17 protein-coding genes are annotated in these 19,249 nt (G+C 63.2%); 13 read left to right on the top strand and 4 right to left on the bottom strand.

Annotated features, from left to right (window positions below; all coding sequences use genetic code 11):
• Positions 1-44 precede the first annotated feature (44 nt).
• The gene (locus tag BLL38_RS12265; RefSeq protein WP_076962822.1) at positions 45-512 is read right to left on the bottom strand and encodes a PAS domain-containing protein; all 468 of its coding nucleotides are present in this window, start codon (positions 510-512) and stop codon (positions 45-47) included.
• Between the two features lie 103 nt (positions 513-615).
• On the opposite strand from BLL38_RS12265, the gene BLL38_RS12260 reads away from it, so the two are divergent.
• Positions 616-1,071, top strand: a complete 456-nt coding sequence (locus tag BLL38_RS12260) for a flavodoxin (protein ID WP_076962821.1) — start codon at positions 616-618, stop codon at positions 1,069-1,071.
• On the opposite strand, the gene BLL38_RS12255 is transcribed toward BLL38_RS12260, so the two are convergent.
• Entirely contained in the window at positions 1,052-1,948 is an 897-nt protein-coding gene (locus BLL38_RS12255) for a LysR substrate-binding domain-containing protein (RefSeq protein ID WP_076962820.1), read from the bottom strand. The two genes, BLL38_RS12260 and BLL38_RS12255, sit on opposite strands and share 20 nt — an antisense overlap.
• A 92-nt stretch (positions 1,949-2,040) precedes the next feature.
• Here BLL38_RS12255 and BLL38_RS12250 point away from each other — a divergent pair, with 92 nt between their 5' ends.
• The 8 genes from BLL38_RS12250 (at position 2,041) to BLL38_RS12215 (ending at position 12,565) form a co-directional block, all read left to right on the top strand.
• Positions 2,041-2,433: a CidA/LrgA family protein gene (locus BLL38_RS12250; protein WP_076962819.1), complete on the top strand. Its 393-nt coding sequence runs from the start codon at positions 2,041-2,043 to the stop codon at positions 2,431-2,433.
• Complete coding sequence (locus tag BLL38_RS12245; protein WP_076962818.1) at positions 2,423-3,109, top strand: LrgB family protein; 687 nt, start codon at positions 2,423-2,425, stop codon at positions 3,107-3,109. The genes BLL38_RS12250 and BLL38_RS12245 overlap by 11 nt, the downstream gene beginning before the upstream one ends.
• Positions 3,110-3,261: 152 nt before the next feature.
• Positions 3,262-4,044, top strand: coding sequence for a class II aldolase/adducin family protein (locus tag BLL38_RS12240; protein ID WP_076962817.1), 783 nt, complete (start codon positions 3,262-3,264; stop codon positions 4,042-4,044).
• On the top strand, positions 4,044-4,988 hold the full coding sequence (locus tag BLL38_RS12235) for an alpha/beta fold hydrolase (protein ID WP_076962816.1): 945 nt from the start codon (positions 4,044-4,046) through the stop codon (positions 4,986-4,988). The genes BLL38_RS12240 and BLL38_RS12235 overlap by 1 nt, the downstream gene beginning before the upstream one ends.
• A 183-nt stretch (positions 4,989-5,171) precedes the next feature.
• Positions 5,172-6,083 (top strand): SDR family oxidoreductase, encoded by a 912-nt coding sequence (locus BLL38_RS12230; protein WP_076962815.1) that lies wholly within the window; start codon positions 5,172-5,174, stop codon positions 6,081-6,083.
• 485 nt (positions 6,084-6,568) lie between these two features.
• The gene (locus BLL38_RS12225) at positions 6,569-8,359 is read left to right on the top strand and encodes a DUF1302 domain-containing protein (protein WP_076962814.1); all 1,791 of its coding nucleotides are present in this window, start codon (positions 6,569-6,571) and stop codon (positions 8,357-8,359) included.
• Between the two features lie 27 nt (positions 8,360-8,386).
• On the top strand, positions 8,387-9,754 hold the full coding sequence (locus tag BLL38_RS12220) for a DUF1329 domain-containing protein (protein WP_076962813.1): 1,368 nt from the start codon (positions 8,387-8,389) through the stop codon (positions 9,752-9,754).
• A 270-nt stretch (positions 9,755-10,024) separates the two neighbouring features.
• On the top strand, positions 10,025-12,565 hold the full coding sequence (locus BLL38_RS12215; protein WP_076962812.1) for a LuxR C-terminal-related transcriptional regulator: 2,541 nt from the start codon (positions 10,025-10,027) through the stop codon (positions 12,563-12,565).
• A gap of 144 nt (positions 12,566-12,709) precedes the next feature.
• Here BLL38_RS12215 and BLL38_RS12210 read toward each other — a convergent pair whose 3' ends face one another.
• Entirely contained in the window at positions 12,710-13,498 is a 789-nt protein-coding gene (locus BLL38_RS12210; RefSeq protein WP_076962811.1) for an IclR family transcriptional regulator, read from the bottom strand.
• Positions 13,499-13,617: 119 nt separating this feature from the next.
• On the opposite strand from BLL38_RS12210, the gene hmgA reads away from it, so the two are divergent.
• The 4 genes from hmgA (at position 13,618) to BLL38_RS12190 (ending at position 18,279) form a co-directional block, all read left to right on the top strand.
• Positions 13,618-14,901, top strand: a complete 1,284-nt coding sequence (hmgA, locus tag BLL38_RS12205; protein ID WP_076962810.1) for a homogentisate 1,2-dioxygenase — start codon at positions 13,618-13,620, stop codon at positions 14,899-14,901.
• Between the two features lie 3 nt (positions 14,902-14,904).
• On the top strand, positions 14,905-16,203 hold the full coding sequence (gene fahA, locus BLL38_RS12200; RefSeq protein WP_076962809.1) for a fumarylacetoacetase: 1,299 nt from the start codon (positions 14,905-14,907) through the stop codon (positions 16,201-16,203).
• A 12-nt stretch (positions 16,204-16,215) separates the two neighbouring features.
• Positions 16,216-16,851 carry a maleylacetoacetate isomerase gene (gene maiA / locus BLL38_RS12195; protein ID WP_076962808.1) on the top strand — a complete coding sequence of 212 codons (636 nt, stop codon included), beginning with the start codon at positions 16,216-16,218 and terminating at the stop codon, positions 16,849-16,851.
• 69 nt (positions 16,852-16,920) lie between these two features.
• A complete protein-coding gene (locus BLL38_RS12190) occupies positions 16,921-18,279 on the top strand; it encodes an MFS transporter (protein ID WP_076962807.1) in 1,359 nt (452 codons plus the stop codon).
• Between the two features lie 82 nt (positions 18,280-18,361).
• Here the strand turns inward: BLL38_RS12190 and BLL38_RS12185 are convergent, their stop codons facing one another.
• Positions 18,362-19,165 carry a SirB1 family protein gene (locus tag BLL38_RS12185; RefSeq protein ID WP_076962806.1) on the bottom strand — a complete coding sequence of 268 codons (804 nt, stop codon included), beginning with the start codon at positions 19,163-19,165 and terminating at the stop codon, positions 18,362-18,364.
• Positions 19,166-19,249 lie beyond the last annotated feature (84 nt).

The raw sequence follows: 19,249 nt of genomic DNA, 5'->3' as shown, positions 1-19,249 counted from the left end.
GAAATGCGTGATTAAACTGATTATCACCCTAAAGACCGTGTTTTCTAAAGTTTGTTAGATCCGCTCGTCGCACTGAGCGCGTCCAGCTCGGCTGTAAGCTGCGCCACCTGGGCTTCGAGCTGGGCAATACGCTGCTGGGCCTTGACCTGAACCGTTACATCTTTTTGCACGCCGACGAAGTAAGTCTGCCCATCCGCCTGGTTGTAAACCGTCGATAATGACAGTTCATTCCAGAAGTGCGTGCCGTCCTGGCGGTAGTTGCGCAGGATTTCCCGGCAGGCGCCGCCACTGTCCAGGGCTTCGCGAATAGCCATCAGGGCCGGCTGGTCGCGGTCGCCCGACTGCAGGAAGCGGCAATCCTGGTAAAGGATGTCGTCCAGGCTGTAGCCGGTCAGGCGTTCAAAGGCCGGGTTCACGTAAATCAGGGGCTTGTCCTTGCCTTCCCTTTCGGCCACAACGATCCCGTCGTTGGAGGCGTTGATGACTATCTGCATCAGCTTGGCGTTGATCATTGAGCGGTCCATAGCGTGTTTGTGGATTTCTGAGTGTAGGGCAGCCCACCCGGCCGCCAACTGTTAATATCCCAGGTTTTCACTCAACTACAGGATCAGATTGATGAAAGTCGCCATCCTTTCCGGCTCGGTCTATGGCACGGCAGAAGAAGTTGCCCGCCACGCCATGGGTATTCTCAACGCCGCCGGTTTCGAGGCCTGGCACAACTCGCGGGCGACCCTGGCCGATGTGCAGGCCTTCGCCCCGGACGCCTTGCTGGCCGTCACCTCCACCACCGGCATGGGCGAATTGCCCGATAACCTGCAGCCTTTGTATTCGACCATCCGCGACCAACTGCCCGCCGCCTGGCGCGGTTTGCCGGGCGCGGTGATCGGCCTGGGCGACGCCAGCTACGGCGACACCTTCTGCGGCGGCGGCGAGCAGATGCGCGAGTTGTTCGCTGAGTTGGGCGTGCGCGAAGTGCTGCCAATGCTGCGCCTGGATGCCAGCGAAAGCGTCACCCCGGAAGCAGACGCCGAGCCCTGGCTGGCAGAGCTGGTCACGGCACTGCGCGGCTGATCGGGTACTCGCGCAACAGCGCGAGCCAGGCCTGGGCGGCTTTCGACAGATAGGCGCCCTTGCGCCAGATAAAGGCGATATCCCAGCGTAGGAAATCGGGGGCCCTGAGGGTCAGGCGCACTACACCTGGGCGCTCCAGGCCGCGCGCGACCACGCTGGGCAACAGCACCACGCCCTGGCCTGCGGCCACCAAGGCGACGAGAAAATCCGCCTGACCGCTGCGCCCACTTTCCCGGGGCGTGAAGCCCAGTTGCTGGCAGGCCTGGAGCAACCGGTCGTTGAGCACAAAGCTGCGCTGGTACATCAAGAACGGCGTGTCGGCCAATTGCTCCAGGCCAATCTGCGTGTGCCGCGCCAGCGGATGGTCCAGGGGCAGCAGCGCATCCAGCGGTTCATCACAGAACGCCTGCCAGGCAAACGCCGGGTCGGTGGGCAACAGGCTGCCGCCGATGTCCAGCTCACCGGCGAGGATGGCCTGCTCGATATTGCGGCTGCCGCCCTCAAGCAACTGGATGCTGACATTGGGATAGCGCCGGCGATATTCGGCAAACAGCCCGGCAAACAGGGTATCGCCCCCCAGTTGCGGCAGGCCCATGCGCAGCTCGCCACGGGTCAATTGATTCAGGTCGTCCAGCTCGCTCACCAGCTCGGTCTGCAGGCGCAACATGGCTTCGGCCCGTTGCAGCACCACCTGCCCGGCGGCGGTCAGGCGCACGTGCGGGCCGATGCGGTCGAGCAGAGGCGTACCCAGGCTGTGTTCCAGTTGTGCCACCTGCTTGCTCACGGCGGACTGGCTGATATGCAGGGTTTTCCCGGCCTGGGTAAAACCGCCCCGGTGCACCACTTCGATAAAACTGCGCAGCTGTTTGAATTCCATTGCACTAATTCCAGTTTGGAATGGCTTGCAGTCTAACAATTCGCTTTGGGGATGCCAGGGGGCTCTTTAAAATAAGGGCCTGCGAGGAACCCATGTCTATTAAACGTTTCACCTTCAAACACCTGGGCCGGCTGCTGGTTGAGCTGCTGGTATTGCTGGCGATTTACCTGCTGGGCTGCCAAGTGGCCGTATGGCTGGCGTGGCCGATCCCCGGCGGGGTGATTGGCCTGGGCCTGCTGCTGCTGGTGTTCGCCAGTGGCCTGATCAAACCGGCGGCCCTGCAATTGGGCGCTGGCCTGCTGATGGCAGAGATGTTGTTGTTCTTTATCCCGGCCTTGATGAGCCTGCTTGATTACGGCGGCCTGCTGCGCCATGACGGCTGGCGGATCATGCTGGTGATCGCCCTCAGTACCCTGATGGTGATGCTGGTCACGGCGTTTACCGTCGAACTGGTCTGCCGCTGGAAGCTGCGCCATGAAGCTTGAATGGATGCCACTGTTCTGGCTGGCCCTGACCCTGGGTGCCTATGGTTTGAGCCGCTGGCTCTACCGGCGTACCGGGCGCTACCTGCTGTCGCCGCTGATTTTGGTGCCCGCGCTGCTGCTGGCGGTGGCCGTACCGCTGAACACCGCCTATGCCGAATACGCCACCGACACCCATTGGCTGATGCTGGTACTGGGCCCGGTCACGGTGGCATTCGCCATCCCGATCTGGCAGCAGCGCCAACTGTTGATGCGGCACTGGTCGGCGCTGTTCCTGGGGATGTTGGCCGGTAGCGCCGCGTCCATCGGCACCTCCTTCGGCCTGGCCAGGGCGTTGGCCCTGGACAGCGCGGTGACGATGTCGTTGGTGCCGCGCTCGATTACCACGCCCTTCGCCATGCCCCTGGCCCACGACCTGGGGGGCGTGCCGGAACTGACGGCGGTGTTCGTGATGTTCACCGGCGTGTTCGGCGCCATGCTCGGTGGGGTGCTGCTCAAGTGGTTGCCGTTGCGCAGTGCCCTGGCGCGCGGTGCATTGTTTGGGGTGGGCGCCCACGGGGCCGGTGTCAGTCGTGCCCATGAAGTGGGCGGCGAAGAAGGCTCGGTGGCCGGGCTGGTGATGGTCCTGACCGGCTTGCTCAACCTGTTTGCCGCGCCTTTATTGGCGTTGCTTCTCTGACACCACATTGTACGAATCCGAACTATCCTCACAATTGACCCGCTCGGTCATCAAGCTGGCTGCCAACGCAACTACAGCAGGCCCGAGCTCTGACTAGACTGGCCCCTCAGCCCAAAAAACAATAAGAACACCACCGCGTCGAGGTCCTTGCCGTGAGCCTAGCCCCCGTTCAATCGACACAGAGTGTAAAAGACCAGGTCAGAGCCGCCGAATGGCAGGCCCGTATCGACCTGGCCGCCTGCTATCGCCTGGTGGCCCTGCATGGCTGGGATGATCTGATTTTCACCCATATCTCGGCCAAGGTGCCGGGCACCGAAGACTTCCTGATCAACCCGTTCGGGCTGATGTTCCACGAAATCACCGCCTCCAGCCTGGTCAAGGTCGATCAGGCCGGCAACAAGCTGATGGACAGCCCCTACGACATCAACCCGGCGGGCTACACCATCCACAGCGCGGTCCACGAAGTGCGCCACGATGTGGCCTGCGTGCTGCACACCCATACCGCAGCCGGCGTGGCCGTATCGGCGCAGAAGCAGGGCGTGCTGCCCATCAGCCAGCAGTCGCTGTTCGTGCTGTCGAGCCTGGCCTATCACGCCTACGAAGGCGTGGCGCTGAACCACGAGGAAAAGACCCGCCTGCAAGCCGACCTGGGGCCGAACCATTTCCTGATGCTGCACAACCATGGCCTGCTGACCTGCGGCGCGACCATCGCCGATACCTTCCTGATGATGTTCACCTTCCAGCGCGCCTGCGACATCCAGGTGCTGGCGCAAAACGGCGGGGCCGAATTGATCGCCATCGCGCCGCAGATTCTGGCGGGGGCCAAGGCGATGATTGCCGGCGTGACCAAGAGCGCCCAAGGCATGGGCGGCGCATTGGCCTGGCCGGCGCTGCTGCGCAAGCTCGATCAACACGACCCTGGATACCGACTCTGATGCCACTGGCCGAAATCCCCCTGAGTGCCTGGCGCAAGCGTGGGCAGAGTTTTGTGTTTCGCGGGCAGACCATCCGTTACTGGGTGGCCGGGCAGGGTCAACCCTTGCTGCTGATCCACGGCTTTCCCAGCGCCAGTTGGGACTGGCATTACCTGTGGCAGCCCCTGGCCCAGCGTTATCAGGTGATCGCCTGCGACATGCTCGGCTTCGGCGACTCGGCCAAGCCTCTGGACCACACCTATTGCCTGTTGGAACAGGCCGACCTGCAAGAAGCCCTGCTGGCCCATCTGCGGATCCAGCAGCCGGTGCATGTCATGGCCCATGACTACGGTGACAGCGTGGCCCAGGAACTGCTCGCCCGGCACTACGAGGGGCGGTTCCAGCTGGCCAGTTGTGTGTTTCTCAATGGCGGGCTGTTCCCCGAGACCCATCGCGCGGCGCTGGTGCAAAAACTGTTGCTCAGCCCCTTGGGGTGGATGATCGGCCGTGCATTCGGGCGCAACGCCCTGGCCGACAGCTTCAAGCAGATCTTCGGCCCCGACACCCGCCCCAGCGAAAGCGCCCTGGATGACTTCTGGAGCCTGATCGAAAACAACGATGGCCCGCGGATCCTGCACAAACTCATCGCCTACATCCCCCAGCGCCGCCGCCAACGCGAGCGCTGGGTGGCGGCCATGCAGCGCGGCGAAGTGCCGTTGCGGGTGATCGATGGCGAAGTCGACCCGATCTCCGGCGCGCACATGGTCGCGCGTTACCGCGAGTTGATAGCGGATGCCGACACGGTGTTGCTGGCCAAGATCGGCCACTACCCGCAGATCGAGGCGCCGGTGCAGGTGCTCAAGCATTACCTGGCGTTTCGCGAGGGCATTGAAAGCAACCAAGATCGCCTATGGGAACTGGCTTGTGTAGGAGCTGGCTTGCCTGCGATGGGCACACCTCGGTAAATCAGTTGTACCGAGGTGATGCAATCGCAGGCAAGCCAGCTCCCACACCAACCAGCCTCTATGACCTGTCCGATCATCCCCGTGCCTTATTGCGCACCATTCACCCCCGCCCGTATTTATTGTGACCACAAGCCCCGTGCCTGACACTCGCCCCATCGTCCACTGTCTTCGCTGGAGTTCCCTATGAGTGAGTCTGTGCAGTTCCAAGATAAAGTCGTGATCGTCACCGGGGCCGGGGGTGGTTTGGGGCGTGCCCATGCGCTGCTGTTCGCCAGGCACGGGGCCAGGGTACTGGTCAACGACCTTGGCGGCTCGACTCAGGGCGAAGGCGCCAATGCCTCGGCCGCCGACCGCGTGGTGGCCGAGATCCGCGAGGCCGGTGGGATTGCCGAGGCCAACCACGATTCGGTGACCGATGGCGAAAAGATCGTGCAGCACGCTCTCGACGTGTTTGGCCGCATCGACGTGGTGGTGAACAACGCCGGGATCCTGCGTGACAAGACCTTCCATAAAATGGAGGACGGCGACTGGGACCTGGTGTACCGCGTGCACGTCGAAGGAGCCTACAAAGTGACCCGCGCCGCCTGGCCGCATCTGCGCGAGCAAGGCTATGGCCGGGTGATTTTCACCGCCTCCACGTCGGGCATCTACGGCAACTTCGGCCAGTCCAACTACGGCATGGCCAAGCTCGGCCTGTATGGCCTGACCCGCACCCTGGCGCTGGAAGGGCGCAAGAACAACATCCTGGTCAATGCCATCGCGCCCACGGGCGGTACGCGCATGACCGAAGGCCTGATCCCGCCACAGGTGTTCGAGCGCCTCAAGCCCGAGCTGGTCAGCCCGCTGGTGGTGTACCTGGGCAGCGAGGCCTGCCAGGAAACCTCGGGGCTGTTTGAAGTGGGCGGCGGCTGGATCGGCAAGACCCGCTGGGAGCGCAGCCTGGGCGTGGGGTTTGACCCCGAGGCGGGCTTCTCGCCAGAGGATGTGGCGGCGCACTGGCAGCAGATCTGCAACTTTGAAGGGGCGGCCCATCCCAAGGACAATATCGAAGCCTTGAAGGAGATGATGGACAACCTGCACAAATACAGCCTCTGATCGTTACCTGAAAAACAGTCAATCCTGCGGGGCGCTGATGGCGCCCCGCAGGATTTCAGGCATAAAAAAGGCCGCTGCATACGCAGCGGCCGAAGTAAGACGTTGGATCAAGGAGCTACAAATCAACGTCAGTGAACACCGGTAACAGACTGAAAATACGCTTCAATCCAGCAAAAAGTGGCTTCAGGTAATCAGTAGGATTGTCCTGAAAGCCCGGTAAGAATAGTCCCTTGTAACGGAATAGAGAATACTGATTCAGGACAAGGACTGTTACCAAATCAACAACAGTACCTGCCCCTGTAGGCGCGGGGGTATCCATTCGCTTGATGGCGCTCTATCCACTGCGTCGATAGCCCCGCCAATACCCACGCTAGAGCCTGGGTTAATCCTTTTGAGCGACACAACGAATACCTCCTTGGTGCGCTTATCGCTCCTGATGGCGGGCAGTAGGGTGGGGCCTTCTGTCACACCACCGGGGAAGACGCATGACAAAAACAACAATGCGCGCCATCTTCAGGCCACAGGCGCTGGCCGCTGCGGTTGCTTTGGGGTGCTGCGTCCAGGCGCAGGCTGTTTCATTCAATATCGGCGAGATCGAGGGGCAATTCGATTCGTCGCTGTCGGTCGGTGCCAGCTGGGGCATGCGCGATGCCGACCGCAAGCTGGTGGGCACGGTCAATGGCGGCAGTGGCCAGGCCTCTACCGGGGATGACGGGCGCCTGAACTTCAAGAAGGGCGAGACCTTCTCGAAAATCTTCAAGGGCCTGCACGACCTGGAGCTCAAGTACGGCGATACCGGTGTGTTTGTGCGGGGCAAATACTGGTACGACTTCGAGCTCAAGGACGAAGACCGCGAGTTCAAGCCGATCAGCGACCACAACCGCAAGGAAGGCGCCAAGTCCAGCGGGGCGCAGATCCTCGATGCCTTCGTCTATCACAACTATTCCCTGGGCGACCTGCCGGGCACCGTGCGTGCCGGTAAACAGGTGGTCAGCTGGGGCGAAAGTACCTTCATCGGCAACTCCATCAACAGCATCAACCCCATCGACGTCTCGGCCTTCCGCCGGCCGGGCGCCGAGATCAAGGAAGGCCTGATTCCAGTCAACATGCTGTTCGCCTCCCAGGGCCTGACCAACCAACTGACAGTGGAAGGTTTCTACCAGTTGGAATGGGACCAGACCGTGCTGGACAACTGCGGCACCTACTTTGGTGGCGACGTGGCGGCCGATGGCTGCACCGACAACTACACCGTCGGCAGCCCGGCGATCCGCCCGCTGCAACCGGTGGCCGCCGCGTTCGGCCAGGGTTTTGGCGTCGCCAACGAGGGGGTGATCGTACGCCGCGCCGCCGACCGTGACGCACGGGATTCCGGGCAGTTCGGCATGGCCTTGCGCTGGCTGGGCGATGACACCGAATACGGCCTGTACTTCATGAACTACCACAGCCGCACGCCGACCGTGGGCACCCTTACGGCCAACACCAACCTGGCGACCATTGGCAATATCATCAATGCGGCCAACGGCATTGCCCCCGGCAGTGGCGCGGGCCTGGCGCAGAGCGTGATGCTCGGGCGCGGCCAGTATTACCTGGATTACCCGGAAGATATCCGCCTGTACGGCGCCAGCTTCGCCACGACCCTGCCCACCGGCACGGCCTGGACCGGGGAAATCAGCTACCGCCCCAACGCCCCGGTGCAACTCAACACCACCGACCTGACCCTGGCCCTGGTCAACCCGATAGCCGGCAACGCCGCGTCGCCGATCAAAAGCTCATTCGGTGCCGACAACGCCGGCTACCGGCGCAAGGAAATCACCCAGTTCCAGACCACCATGACGCAGTTTTTCGACCAGGTGCTGGGCGCTGAACGCCTGACCGTGGTGGGCGAGGCGGCCATCGTGCGGGTGGGCGGGCTGGAGAACAAAACCAAGCTGCGCTACGGCCGCGATTCGGTCTACGGCCAATACGGCTTTGGCGGTGACACCGACGGTTTCGTCACGGCCACCTCCTGGGGTTATCGCGCCCGGGCGATCCTCGACTACAACAACGTGATCGCCGGGATCAACCTCAAGCCCAACCTGTCCTGGTCCCATGACGTCAAGGGCTACGGCCCCAACGGCCTGTTCAACGAAGGGGCCAAGGCCCTCAGCGTCGGGGTCGATGCGGACTACCGCAACACCTACACCGCGAGCCTGAGCTACACCGACTTTTTTGGCGGTGACTACAACACCCTGACCGACCGTGACTTCCTCGCCCTCAGCTTCGGCGTGAACTTCTGATTTGGCTTAAAAAGAAGGACAACAACCATGCGTAAAGTGATTTTGCAGTGCGGCGTACTGGCCCTCAGCCTGTTGGCCGCCAACGTGATGGCCGCGGTGTCTGTGGAGGAAGCCGCCAAGCTCGGCACCACCCTGACCCCGGTGGGCGCCGAGAAGGCCGGCAATGCCGATGGCTCGATCCCGGCCTGGACCGGTGGCCTCCCGAAAAACGCCGGCGCGGTGGACAGCAAGGGCTTTTTGGCCGACCCGTTCGCCAATGAAAAACCGCTGTTCGTGATCACCGCGGCCACGGTCGACAAGTACAAGGACAAACTGTCGGATGGCCAGGTGGCGATGTTCAAACGCTACCCCGAGACCTATAAAATCCCGGTCTACCCCACCCACCGCACGGTCAACCTGCCCGACGCTATCTACGAATCGATCAAGCGCAGCGCGCTGAACGTCAAGGCGATCAACGACGGCAACGGCCTGGAGAACTTCACCGGCAACCGCTACTACGCCTTCCCGATTCCGAAAAATGGCGTCGAGGTGTTATGGAACCACATCACCCGCTACCACGGCGGCAACCTGCGGCGCATCATCACCCAGGCTACCCCGCAGACCAACGGCAGCTACACGCCGATCCGCTTCGAGGAAGAAGTGGCGGTGCCGCAACTGATCCCGGATATGGACCCGGCCAAGGGCGCCAACGTGCTGACCTTCTTCAAGCAGTCGGTCACCGCGCCCGCGCGCCTGGCGGGTAACGTGCTGCTGGTGCACGAAACCCTCGACCAGGTGAAGGAGCCGCGCCTGGCGTGGATCTACAACGCCGGCCAACGCCGCGTGCGCCGTGCACCGCAAGTGGCCTACGACGGGCCGGGCACCGCCTCCGACGGCCTGCGCACCTCGGATAACTTCGACATGTTCTCCGGCGCGCCAGACCGCTACGACTGGAAACTGGTGGGCAAGAAGGAAATGTACATTCCCTACAACGCCTACAAGCTTGATTCGCCGTCCCTCAAGTACGACGACATCATCAAGGCCGGCCATATCAACCAGGACCTGACCCGCTACGAGCTGCATCGGGTCTGGGAAGTGGTCGGCACGGTCAAGCCCAGCGAACGGCATATCTACGCCAAGCGCCACATGTACCTCGACGAAGACAGCTGGCAGGTGGCGCTGGTGGACCACTATGACGGCCGTGGCCAACTGTGGCGCGTGGCCGAAGGCCATGCGCAGTTCTACTACCACCACCAGACCCCGGCCTACACCGTCGAGACCCTGTACGACCTCATCGCCGGCCGCTACATCGCCCTGGGCATGAAAAACGAGGAGAAGAGCAGCTTTGTATTCGGCTTCAATGCCAAGGCGGCGGACTACACTCCGGCGGCCTTGCGCGCCTCGGGCGTACGCTGATCTAAGGTTGTAAACCCAATCACTGTGGGAGCTGGCTTGCCTGCGATGGCGGTGGACCAGGCAAAACCCATCAACCTGACCCACCGCCATCGCAGGCAAGCCAGCTCCCACATAGGGCGTGTTTTAACCTGTCAATCCTGTGCCGGGCTCAAATGAAGCCCGGCTTTTTTATGCCCGGCAATCAGCCCGCTGAATACTTCTTCAACAACGCCCATTGACAGGACTACGGTAGATCGCACGCCGCATAACAATAAAAAAAGGGACGCTGTAATGACCGCCATGCCCCGTCGCCTGGATCGCCCTGGATTCATGCCACGTCTGTCTTCCCACCATGTGCTGCGCCCACGCCTGGCCGAACCGTTGCGCAGCGCCGAGGCGCGGGTTCGGTTGCTGTGCGCGCCAGCCGGCAGTGGCAAGAGTGCCTTGTTGGCCGAATGCGCCCTACAGGCCCCGGCGAGCTGCCAGGTGTATTGGCTGCCACTCAACGGTGCAGCCTTGGCCCCCCTGGATTTGTGCCAGCGCCTGGCCCAAAGCCTGGGGCTGGCGTTTGTCGATGAAGCCAGCTTGTTGCTCGACCTGAGCCGCTGGCAAGCGCCGGCCTGGTTGTTTCTCGATGACTATTGCCGGGTGGCGGCGCCCGCATTGGATGCCTTGCTCGATCGGGTGCTGGCGGCCAGCAGCCCGGCCTTGATCTGGTGGCTGGGCGCGCGGCGCCGGCCGGCCTGCAATTGGCCACGGCTGTTGCTCGACGATGAGTTGTGGGAGTGCGGCGGCACCGAGTTGGCGTTCGATCAGCGCGAGGTCCAGCAATTGCTCGATCATCACGCCGTGGGCATGCAGACCGCCGACAAGGTCTTGCAGTTCTGCGCCGGCTGGTGCGCCGGCGTGCGTATCGCCCTGCTCGAAGGTGACAGCCATCCCGACAGCGGCGCCTGGCATGGGCGTTCCCAGACCCTGCTCGATTACCTGCAACACGAACTGTTCAGCACCTTGCCCAGCGAGCTGGAGGAAGCCTGGCGGGTACTGGCGCACCTGCCACGCTTTAACCCGGGGCTGTGCGAGCACCTGTTCGGGTTTGGCGATGGCGCCGACTACCTGCGCGATCTTCAGGCCCTGGGCGCGTTTATCGAGCCCTGGGAAGATTCGCCGGACTGGCTGCAGGTCTTCGCGCCCCTGGCCCAGCTGCTGCGCGATGAACCGTGGCCGGCCCGACGCTCCTGGCACCGGCGCGCCTGCCAATGGTTTACCGCGCAGCAGGATTGGCAGGCGGCGTTCGAGCAGGCGTTGCTCGCCGAGGAGTACGAAGTGGCGGTCAGCCTGTTGGAACACTTCAGTTTTGAAGACCTGTTCCGTCAGCAGAACGCCGTGCTGTTGTTGCGCCTGCATGAGCAACATGGCGACGAGTTGATGCTCGGCTCGGCGCAACTAGTGGGGCTGGTCACGGCTGCCTTGCTGTTTGCCGGGCGTTTCGACCAGGCCGCGCAATGCATCGATCAACTGGCGCGCTTCACCCCGCAACCCACGGCCGCCTTGCAACGGCACCTGTTGGCGCGTTGGCAGGCGCAGTGGGGGTGGTTGTTGCATCTTGGGGGGGACGCGGTGCCTGCGCGTGAGCATTTTCTGGAGGCACTGAATGATTTGCCGGACAGCGCCTGGACATCGCGCCTGATGTGCCTGTCCGGGCTGACCCAGCAAGCGCTGTTGCGCGGCGAACTGGAGGTGGCCCAGGCCCTGAACCGCGAGGCGCTGTGCCTGGCGCGGGCCCATGGTTCGTTGCTGCTGGAGGCGCTGCTGGAGCTTGATCATGCGCAATTGCTGGAACAGCGGGGCGCACCGTATCGGGCCCAGAGCCTGTTGGAAGGCGTGCAGGCCATGTTGATCCAGCAACGTCTCAAGGCCGGGCCGTTGATGGGGCGGATTGCTCTGCGCCGTGGGCACCTGGCTTTGCGCCAGGGGCATGATGCCCTGGCCACCGAGTGCCTCGAAGCCGGCCTGGGCATGTGCCTGCACAGCCAGGACAAGCGCGTGCTCTATGGCTTCCTCGGGTTGGCGATGCTGGCGGCCAACCGCGGTGACTACGCCCAGGCGTTTATCCAGTTGCGCGACGCCGAGCGCCTGATGCAGCGCCGGCAGGTGCCCGACACCGTGTATCGGGCGGTGTTGCTGTTGCTCAGCGGGCATTTTTGGCTGCAACAGGGGCGTGCCGAACTGACCCTGGAAGCGCTCAGCCGAGTGCTGCGCCACTATCACGGCCCCCAGGCCAAGCAGGCGCCGCCGGCGACCCTGGAGCTGATCCCCCGCCTGGAATACCTGCTGGTGCTGGCCCAGGTCAGACTGCACCGGGCCGAGCAACCCATCCAGCGCCTCATAGCCTTGCTCGATACCGCCCGCGAGCGGGGCATGCAGTGCCTGGAGGTGGAGTTGCACCTGGTGTTGGGCGAGGTGGCCTGGCAACAAGGGGAAAAAGTCCTGGCGGTGCGCTCGCTGCAAACCGGGCTGGCCCTGGCGGCGCGCTGCCAGGTGCAGCAGGCCGTGCGTGAACTGCGCTTGCGCCAGCCGGGGCTGCTCAGTGAGTTGGGGCTTGAGCCTCAGGAGGCAGTGGCGGCGCCAGGGGCCAACCCGTTGAGTCAGCGGGAGCTGGAGGTGTTGCAACTGATCGCGCGGGGTAACTCCAACCTGGAGATTGCCGAGTTGTTGTTTATCTCGCTGCACACGGTGAAGACCCACGCGCGGCGGATTCACAGCAAGTTAGGGGTGGAGCGCCGCACCCAGGCCGTGGCCAAGGCTAAGACCCTGGGTCTGATGGCCTGATTATTCCAAGCAGCGTTGATCAAAATGTGGGAGCTGGCTTGCCTGCGATAGCGGTGGGTCAGTTAATGCATTTGCCTACTGATACACCGCTATCGCAGGCAAGCCAGCTCCCACATTTGCCCGCATACATTCAGTTGCAACGGGTCAGGGCTGGTAACCCATCCGCCAACTCACCGCCTGGCTCGCCGCCAGCAATTGCCCGGCCGCCGGCCCGTCTTCATCGGCATGGAACAACGAGGTCGGCCCCACCACGGTCATCACCGCCACCACCTGCCCCATCGCATTAAACACCGGCGCCGATAGCGCATCGACCCCGGGCATCAGCAAACCATGGACAAAGTGCAAGCCACGCTGGCGAATCTGCTCACAGGTCTGCCCATACGCCTGATCGTCCACCAGCGCATGGGCGGTGCCGGCCTGGATCTCCCGCGTGCGCAGGTCCATGGTTTCGCGCTCGGGCAGAAAGGCGCTGAACACCAGCCCGGTCGAGGAACTGAGCAGCGGCAACACCGACCCCAGCTGCGTCACCACCGTGACCGCGCGCACCGCCGGTTCGATATGCACCACGGTCGCGCCATGGTTGCCCCACACCGCAAGAAAGCAGGTTTCATTCAATGCATCGCGCAGTTGTGCCAGAGGCAGGGCGGCGACTTTCAGCACGTCCATGCTGCCCAGTGCCGCCAGCCCCACGCGCAAGGCTTCGCGGCCCAGGCCGTAATGGTTGGTGGCGATGTTCTGTTCGGCAAACCCCGAGGCAATCAGGGCCTGTAAATAGCGGTGGACCTTACTCGCCGGCATCTGCACATGTTCGGCCAGGCGCGACAGGGACGTGGCCGGCGACAGTTCGGCCAGAGCCTTGAGGATGTCGGTGCCGACTTCGGCCGAGCGGACTTTTTGTTTACCTGTGTCGCGGGGGGCGGGCGGCTTTTCCATGGAGAGCGTGTATCCGAAAGACGAATGGCGGTCTTTATAGCTTGACGGCCGACAGGGAGCAAATTACGTTATGCGTAACTGGATTACGATAAAAACAACCTCCTGATTGAGGACGCTCCATGAACCTCGAATACCAATCGGGCTTTGGCAATGAATTTGCCAGCGAAGCCTTGCCCGGCGCACTGCCGATCGGCCAGAACTCCCCGCAAAAAGCGCCCTATGGGCTGTACACCGAGTTGTTCTCCGGCACCGCCTTCACCATGGTGCGCAGCGAAGCCCGGCGCACCTGGATGTACCGCATCCAGCCATCGGCCAATCACCCGGCGTTCGTCAAGCTGGACCGGCAACTGGCCGGTGGCCCGCTGGGCGAGGTCACGCCCAACCGCCTGCGCTGGGACCCGCTGGGCATTCCCAGTGAACCCACCGACTTTATCGATGGGCTGGTGGCCATGGTGGCCAACGCCGGCGCCGAGAAACCGTCCGGCATCAGCGTCTATCACTACCGCGCCAACTGCTCCATGCAGCGGGTGTTCTTTAATGCCGACGGCGAGCTGTTGATCGTTCCCGAGCAGGGTCGCCTGCGCATTGCCACCGAACTGGGCGTGCTGGAGGTCGAGCCGCTGGAAATCGTCGTGCTGCCACGGGGCCTGAAAATCCGCATCGAGCTGCTCGATGCCCAGGCTCGCGGCTACGTCGCCGAAAACCACGGCGCGCCGCTGCGCCTGCCGGACCTGGGGCCGATTGGCAGCAATGGCCTGGCCAGCCCCCGGGACTTCCTGACCCCGGTCGCCCACTACGAAAACCTGTCGCAACCCACGCCCCTGGTGCAGAAGTTCCTCGGCGAGTTGTGGGGCTGCACCCTGGACCACTCGCCGCTGAACGTGGTGGCCTGGCACGGCAACAATGTGCCGTACAAATATGACCTGCGTCGCTTCAACACCATCGGCACGGTGAGTTTCGATCACCCGGACCCGTCGATCTTTACCGTGTTGACCTCGCCCACCAGCGTCCACGGCCTGGCCAACCTCGACTTCGTGATCTTCCCGCCGCGCTGGATGGTGGCCGAGAACACCTTCCGGCCACCGTGGTTCCACCGCAACCTGATGAACGAATACATGGGTTTGATCCAGGGCGCCTACGACGCCAAGGCCGAAGGCTTCCTGCCCGGCGGCGCATCGCTGCACGGCTGCATGAGCGCCCACGGCCCGGATGGCGAGACCTGCACCAAGGCCATCGCCGCGGACCTGGCGCCGCACAAGATCGATAACACCATGGCCTTCATGTTCGAGACCAGCCAGGTGCTGCGCCCAACCCGGTTCGCCCTGGACTGCCCGCAACTGCAAAACACTTACGACGCTTGCTGGGCCACGCTGCCGGCAACCTTCAACCCGAATCGGAGATAAGCCATGACGCAGTCCACTCTCACCCGCAGTTGGGTGGCCTCGGCCAACGGTCACCCGGATTTCCCCCTGCAGAACCTGCCCCTGGGCATCTTCAGCCTCAACGGTTCGGCACCGCGCAGTGGCGTGGCGATTGGCGAGCATATTTTGGATCTGCAAGCGGCCCGCGACCTGTTTGACGGTGAAGCGCGCCGCGCCATCGACGCCATAGCAGACGGGCAACTGAATGCCTTCTTCGAGCTGGGCCGTGGCCCGCGGGTGGCCCTGCGCGAACGCCTGCTGCAACTGCTTGCCGAGGGCAGCGACCAGCAAGCCAGGCTGCAAGCCCTGGGTGCCCAGGTGTTGCCACTGGCGGCTGATTGCCAGATGCACTTGCCAGCGAAAATCAACGATTACACCGACTTCTACGTCGGCATCGAGCACGCGCAGAACGTCGGCAAACTGTTCCGCCCGGACAACCCCCTGCTGCCCAACTACAAGTATGTGCCGATTGGTTATCATGGCCGGGCGTCGACCATCCGCCCGTCCGGCACCGAGGTGCGCCGGCCCAAGGGCCAGACCCTGCCGGCCGGCCAGACCGAACCGACGTTCGGCCCGTGCGCACGCCTGGACTACGAGTTGGAACTGGGGATCTGGATCGGCCAGGGCAATGCCATGGGCGACTCGATTGCCATTGGCGACGCCGCCGAGCATATCGCGGGCTTCTGCCTGCTCAACGACTGGTCGGCCCGCGATATCCAGGCCTGGGAATACCAGCCGCTGGGGCCGTTCCTGTCGAAAAGCTTTATCACCAGCATCTCGCCCTGGGTGGTCACGGCCGAAGCCCTGGAACCGTTCCGCAAGGCCCAGCCTGCACGCCCGGCCGGTGATCCACAACCGCTGCCGTACTTGCTGGACACCCGCGACCAGGCCGCTGGCGCCTTTGATATCGAACTGGAAGTGCTGCTGACCACCGCCGCGATGCGCGAGCAGAACCTGGCAGCCCATCGCCTGACCCTGAGCAACACCCAGCACATGTACTGGACCGTGGCGCAAATGGTCGCGCACCACAGCGTCAACGGCTGCCAGTTGCAGGCCGGCGACCTGTTTGGTTCGGGCACCCTGTCGGGCCCCGAGGCCGGCCAGTTCGGCAGCCTGCTGGAAATCACTGAAGGCGGCAAAAAGCCGATCGAACTGGCCTCCGGCGAGGTGCGCAAGTTCCTCGAAGACGGCGACGAAATCATCCTGCGCGCCCGCTGCCAGCGTGACGGTTTTGCCTCCATCGGCTTCGGCGAATGCCGGGGCACCGTGGTCGCCGCGCGCTAAGGGGGCGAGGGGATGGAGCTTTATACCTACTACCGTTCCACGGCGTCCTACCGGGTGCGTATCGCCCTGGCGCTCAAGGGCCTGGACTTCACCGCGCTGCCGGTCAACCTGCTGGTGCCCAAGGGCGGCGCCAACCGCCAGCCCGAATACCTGGCGATCAACCCCCAGGGCCGTGTCCCGGCCTTGCGTACCGACGAGGGCGAGCTGTTGATCCAGTCGCCGGCGATCATCGAGTACTTGGACGAACGTTATCCACAGGTGCCGTTGCTCGCCAAGGACCTGGCAACCCGCGCCCATGAGCGCGCGGTGGCCGCGATCATCGGCTGTGACATTCACCCGCTGCACAACTCCAGCACGCAGAACCTGTTGCGCCAGTGGGGGCATGACGAGGCGCAATTGCTGGAGTGGATCGGGCATTGGATCAGCCAGGGCCTGGGCGCCGTGGAGCAATTGATCGGTGACCAGGGCTATTGCTTTGGTGACCAGCCAGGGCTGGCGGATGCGTTTCTGATCCCGCAGTTGTATGCGGCCGAGCGTTTCCAGGTGGCGCTGGAGGGTTACCCGCGAATCCTGCGTGTCGCCGCATTGGCAGGCAAACACCCCGGGTTTATCCAGGCCCACCCCTCCAACCAACCTGATACACCCTAGATCAATGTAGGAGCTGGCCAGCCAGCTCCCACAAGTGATACCCCATAAAAATAAAACAGGTACCTTGCGATGCATAATCAGATTGCCAGCTTTCGCGCGGCACTCGACGCCCGTCCGGTGTCGCGCTACCAGTGGTTGATTCTCCTGTTATTGGCGTTATTGCTGGTGACCGATGGCTACGATGCCCAGGTGCTGGGCTACGTAGTGCCGGCGCTGGCTCAGGATTGGGGCCTGGAAAAGGCCGCCTTCGGCCCCGTGTTCAGTGCCAACCTGCTGGGGCTGACCCTGGGCTCCCTGGCCGTGACGCCCCTGGCGGACCGCTTCGGCGTGCACCGCATCCTGCTCGCTTGCGTGCTGATCTACGCCAGCCTCACGGTGCTGATGGTGTTCGCCAATTCCCTGAATACGCTGATGGCCGCGCGTTTTATCTGCGGCATTGGCATGGGCGGCGCGATGCCCAGTGCCATGGCGTTGATGTCGGAGTATTCGCCACCGCGTATGCGTACCTTGATGGTGACGCTGGCGGCCTGTGGTTTCTCGTTCGGCGGGGCGGCGGGTGGTTTTGTCGCGGCGGGGTTTATTGACAGCTTCGGCTGGCAGGCCGTGTTCCTGGCGGGGGGAGTGACGCCGTTGCTGCTGTTTCCCTTCCTGGTATGGCTGCTGCCTGAATCCTTGCCGCGCTTGCTGCGCGATGCACCGCCCTATGCGCGCCTGCAAAAAGTCACGGCGCGCATGCTGCCAGGCTGGCAGGCACCGGCGGCCAGCGAAGAACAGAATCGCCAGGAGCAGGGCAGCCAACTGACGGTGGTGGAGCTGTTTCGCCATGGTTATGCGCGGCCGACGCTGCTGATCTGGTCGACCTTTTTCGTCAGCCTGCTCCTGCTGTACTTCATGATCAGTTGGTTGCCGTCACTGCTGCTGGAAAGTGGCATGCCCTTGAACAAAGCCAACCTGGTGACCTCGATGTTCCTGTTCGCCGGCACCCTGGGCGCGATTGGCATGGCTTGGTTTGCCGACCGCCTGAAAAGCAAGGTGCGCCTGCTCTCCGGTGTATTGGCGGCCGCGGCGGTGTGCACCATTTTGCTGGGGCTCAACCATGACAACCCGCGTTACCTGGTGGCGTTTGTGTTTGCGGCGGGCTTTTGCATCATCGGCGGCCAGTTGACCCTCAATGCGTTTGCCAGCAACTTTTACCCGGCCCATGTCCGTGCGACGGGCACGGGCTGGGCACTGGGTGTCGGGCGGTTTGGTTCGATCCTGGGGCCGCTGTTTGGCAGCATGCTGCTGGCGATGCACGTACCGGTGCAGCAGATTTTCTTCTTCTGCGCGATTCCGGCGGTGATTGCGGCGTTGCTGATTATTCAGGTGCGCTCGCCCGGGGCCACGCCGCCAAAAGATTCACTGCGTGGCGATATCCTCAAAACCTGAAGGCCACCATGCTTACCTGTGGGAGCTGTCGAGCCCCGGCGAGGCTGCGATGGGGGCGGCGCGGTTTAACGGTCGGCCCCCTTCAATGCACCACCGCCCCAGGTGGCAAATGCCCCAGCCGCTCTGTCAGGCGCAGCCGCTGCACCGGGTCTTCACTGAGCAACAGCGCATGCTCAAGATCAAAGCGCTCGGCATTCGGGCAGTCCAGGTGTTTGTACAGACTGGCCCGTGCCAGGTAGTCGGCGGCGCTGGCATCGCCCAGCTCCAGCACCCGCTCGGCGTCGATCAGCGCCGCCAGGTGATTGTCATTGGCCAGGTGCAGTTGCCGCAGGTTGCGCGACAGCCGTTGCAGGATCAACCGCGGCTCGGCGCTGCGCAGGTGTTCGGCTTGCAGCTTGAGATTGGGGCCGTACTGGCGTTGCAGCAATTCGCGGCAGTCGTTGGGGTACAGCCGGCGCCCGCCGCAGGGGTCGAGTAAATGATCGGCACCGCTCACCCGCAGCAGGAAGTGCCCCGGAAAGTTGACCCCGACCATGGGGATCTCCAGGCGCCGCGCCAACTCCAGGGCGATCAGGCCCAGGGCCAGGGGTTGCCCGCGTCGGCGCTGTAACACCTTGTCCAACAGCGCGGCGGCGGGGCGCAAGGGGGTGAAGTCGTCCTGGGCGAACCCCAGATCATTCATTATCCGCAGCAACGGCTGGCCCAGCTCATCGGCCGGCAGCAGCGGCATGTCGAGGCTGACCTGCTGTTGCAGCACCGTGAAGTCAGCCAGGATCGCCCGTGGGTCCACAGCAGGATCGTGCTCGGCCGCGATCCATAACGCGGCTTCAAACAGCGCCGGCGGTGAGCGGTGCAGGCATTCAAAAAAGGCTTGGCGGGGATTCATGACGTTCTCCGACGGATGTCTCGTTTTAGCCTTGCCGAGAACTTTCGTCCAGCTTCTTAAGAACCGGCCTACCTGGTTATGTCG

The organism is Pseudomonas gessardii (genome assembly GCF_001983165.1).
GTDB lineage: Bacteria > Pseudomonadota > Gammaproteobacteria > Pseudomonadales > Pseudomonadaceae > Aquipseudomonas > Aquipseudomonas gessardii.
This window is presented reverse-complemented; position numbering and strand designations above follow the sequence as displayed.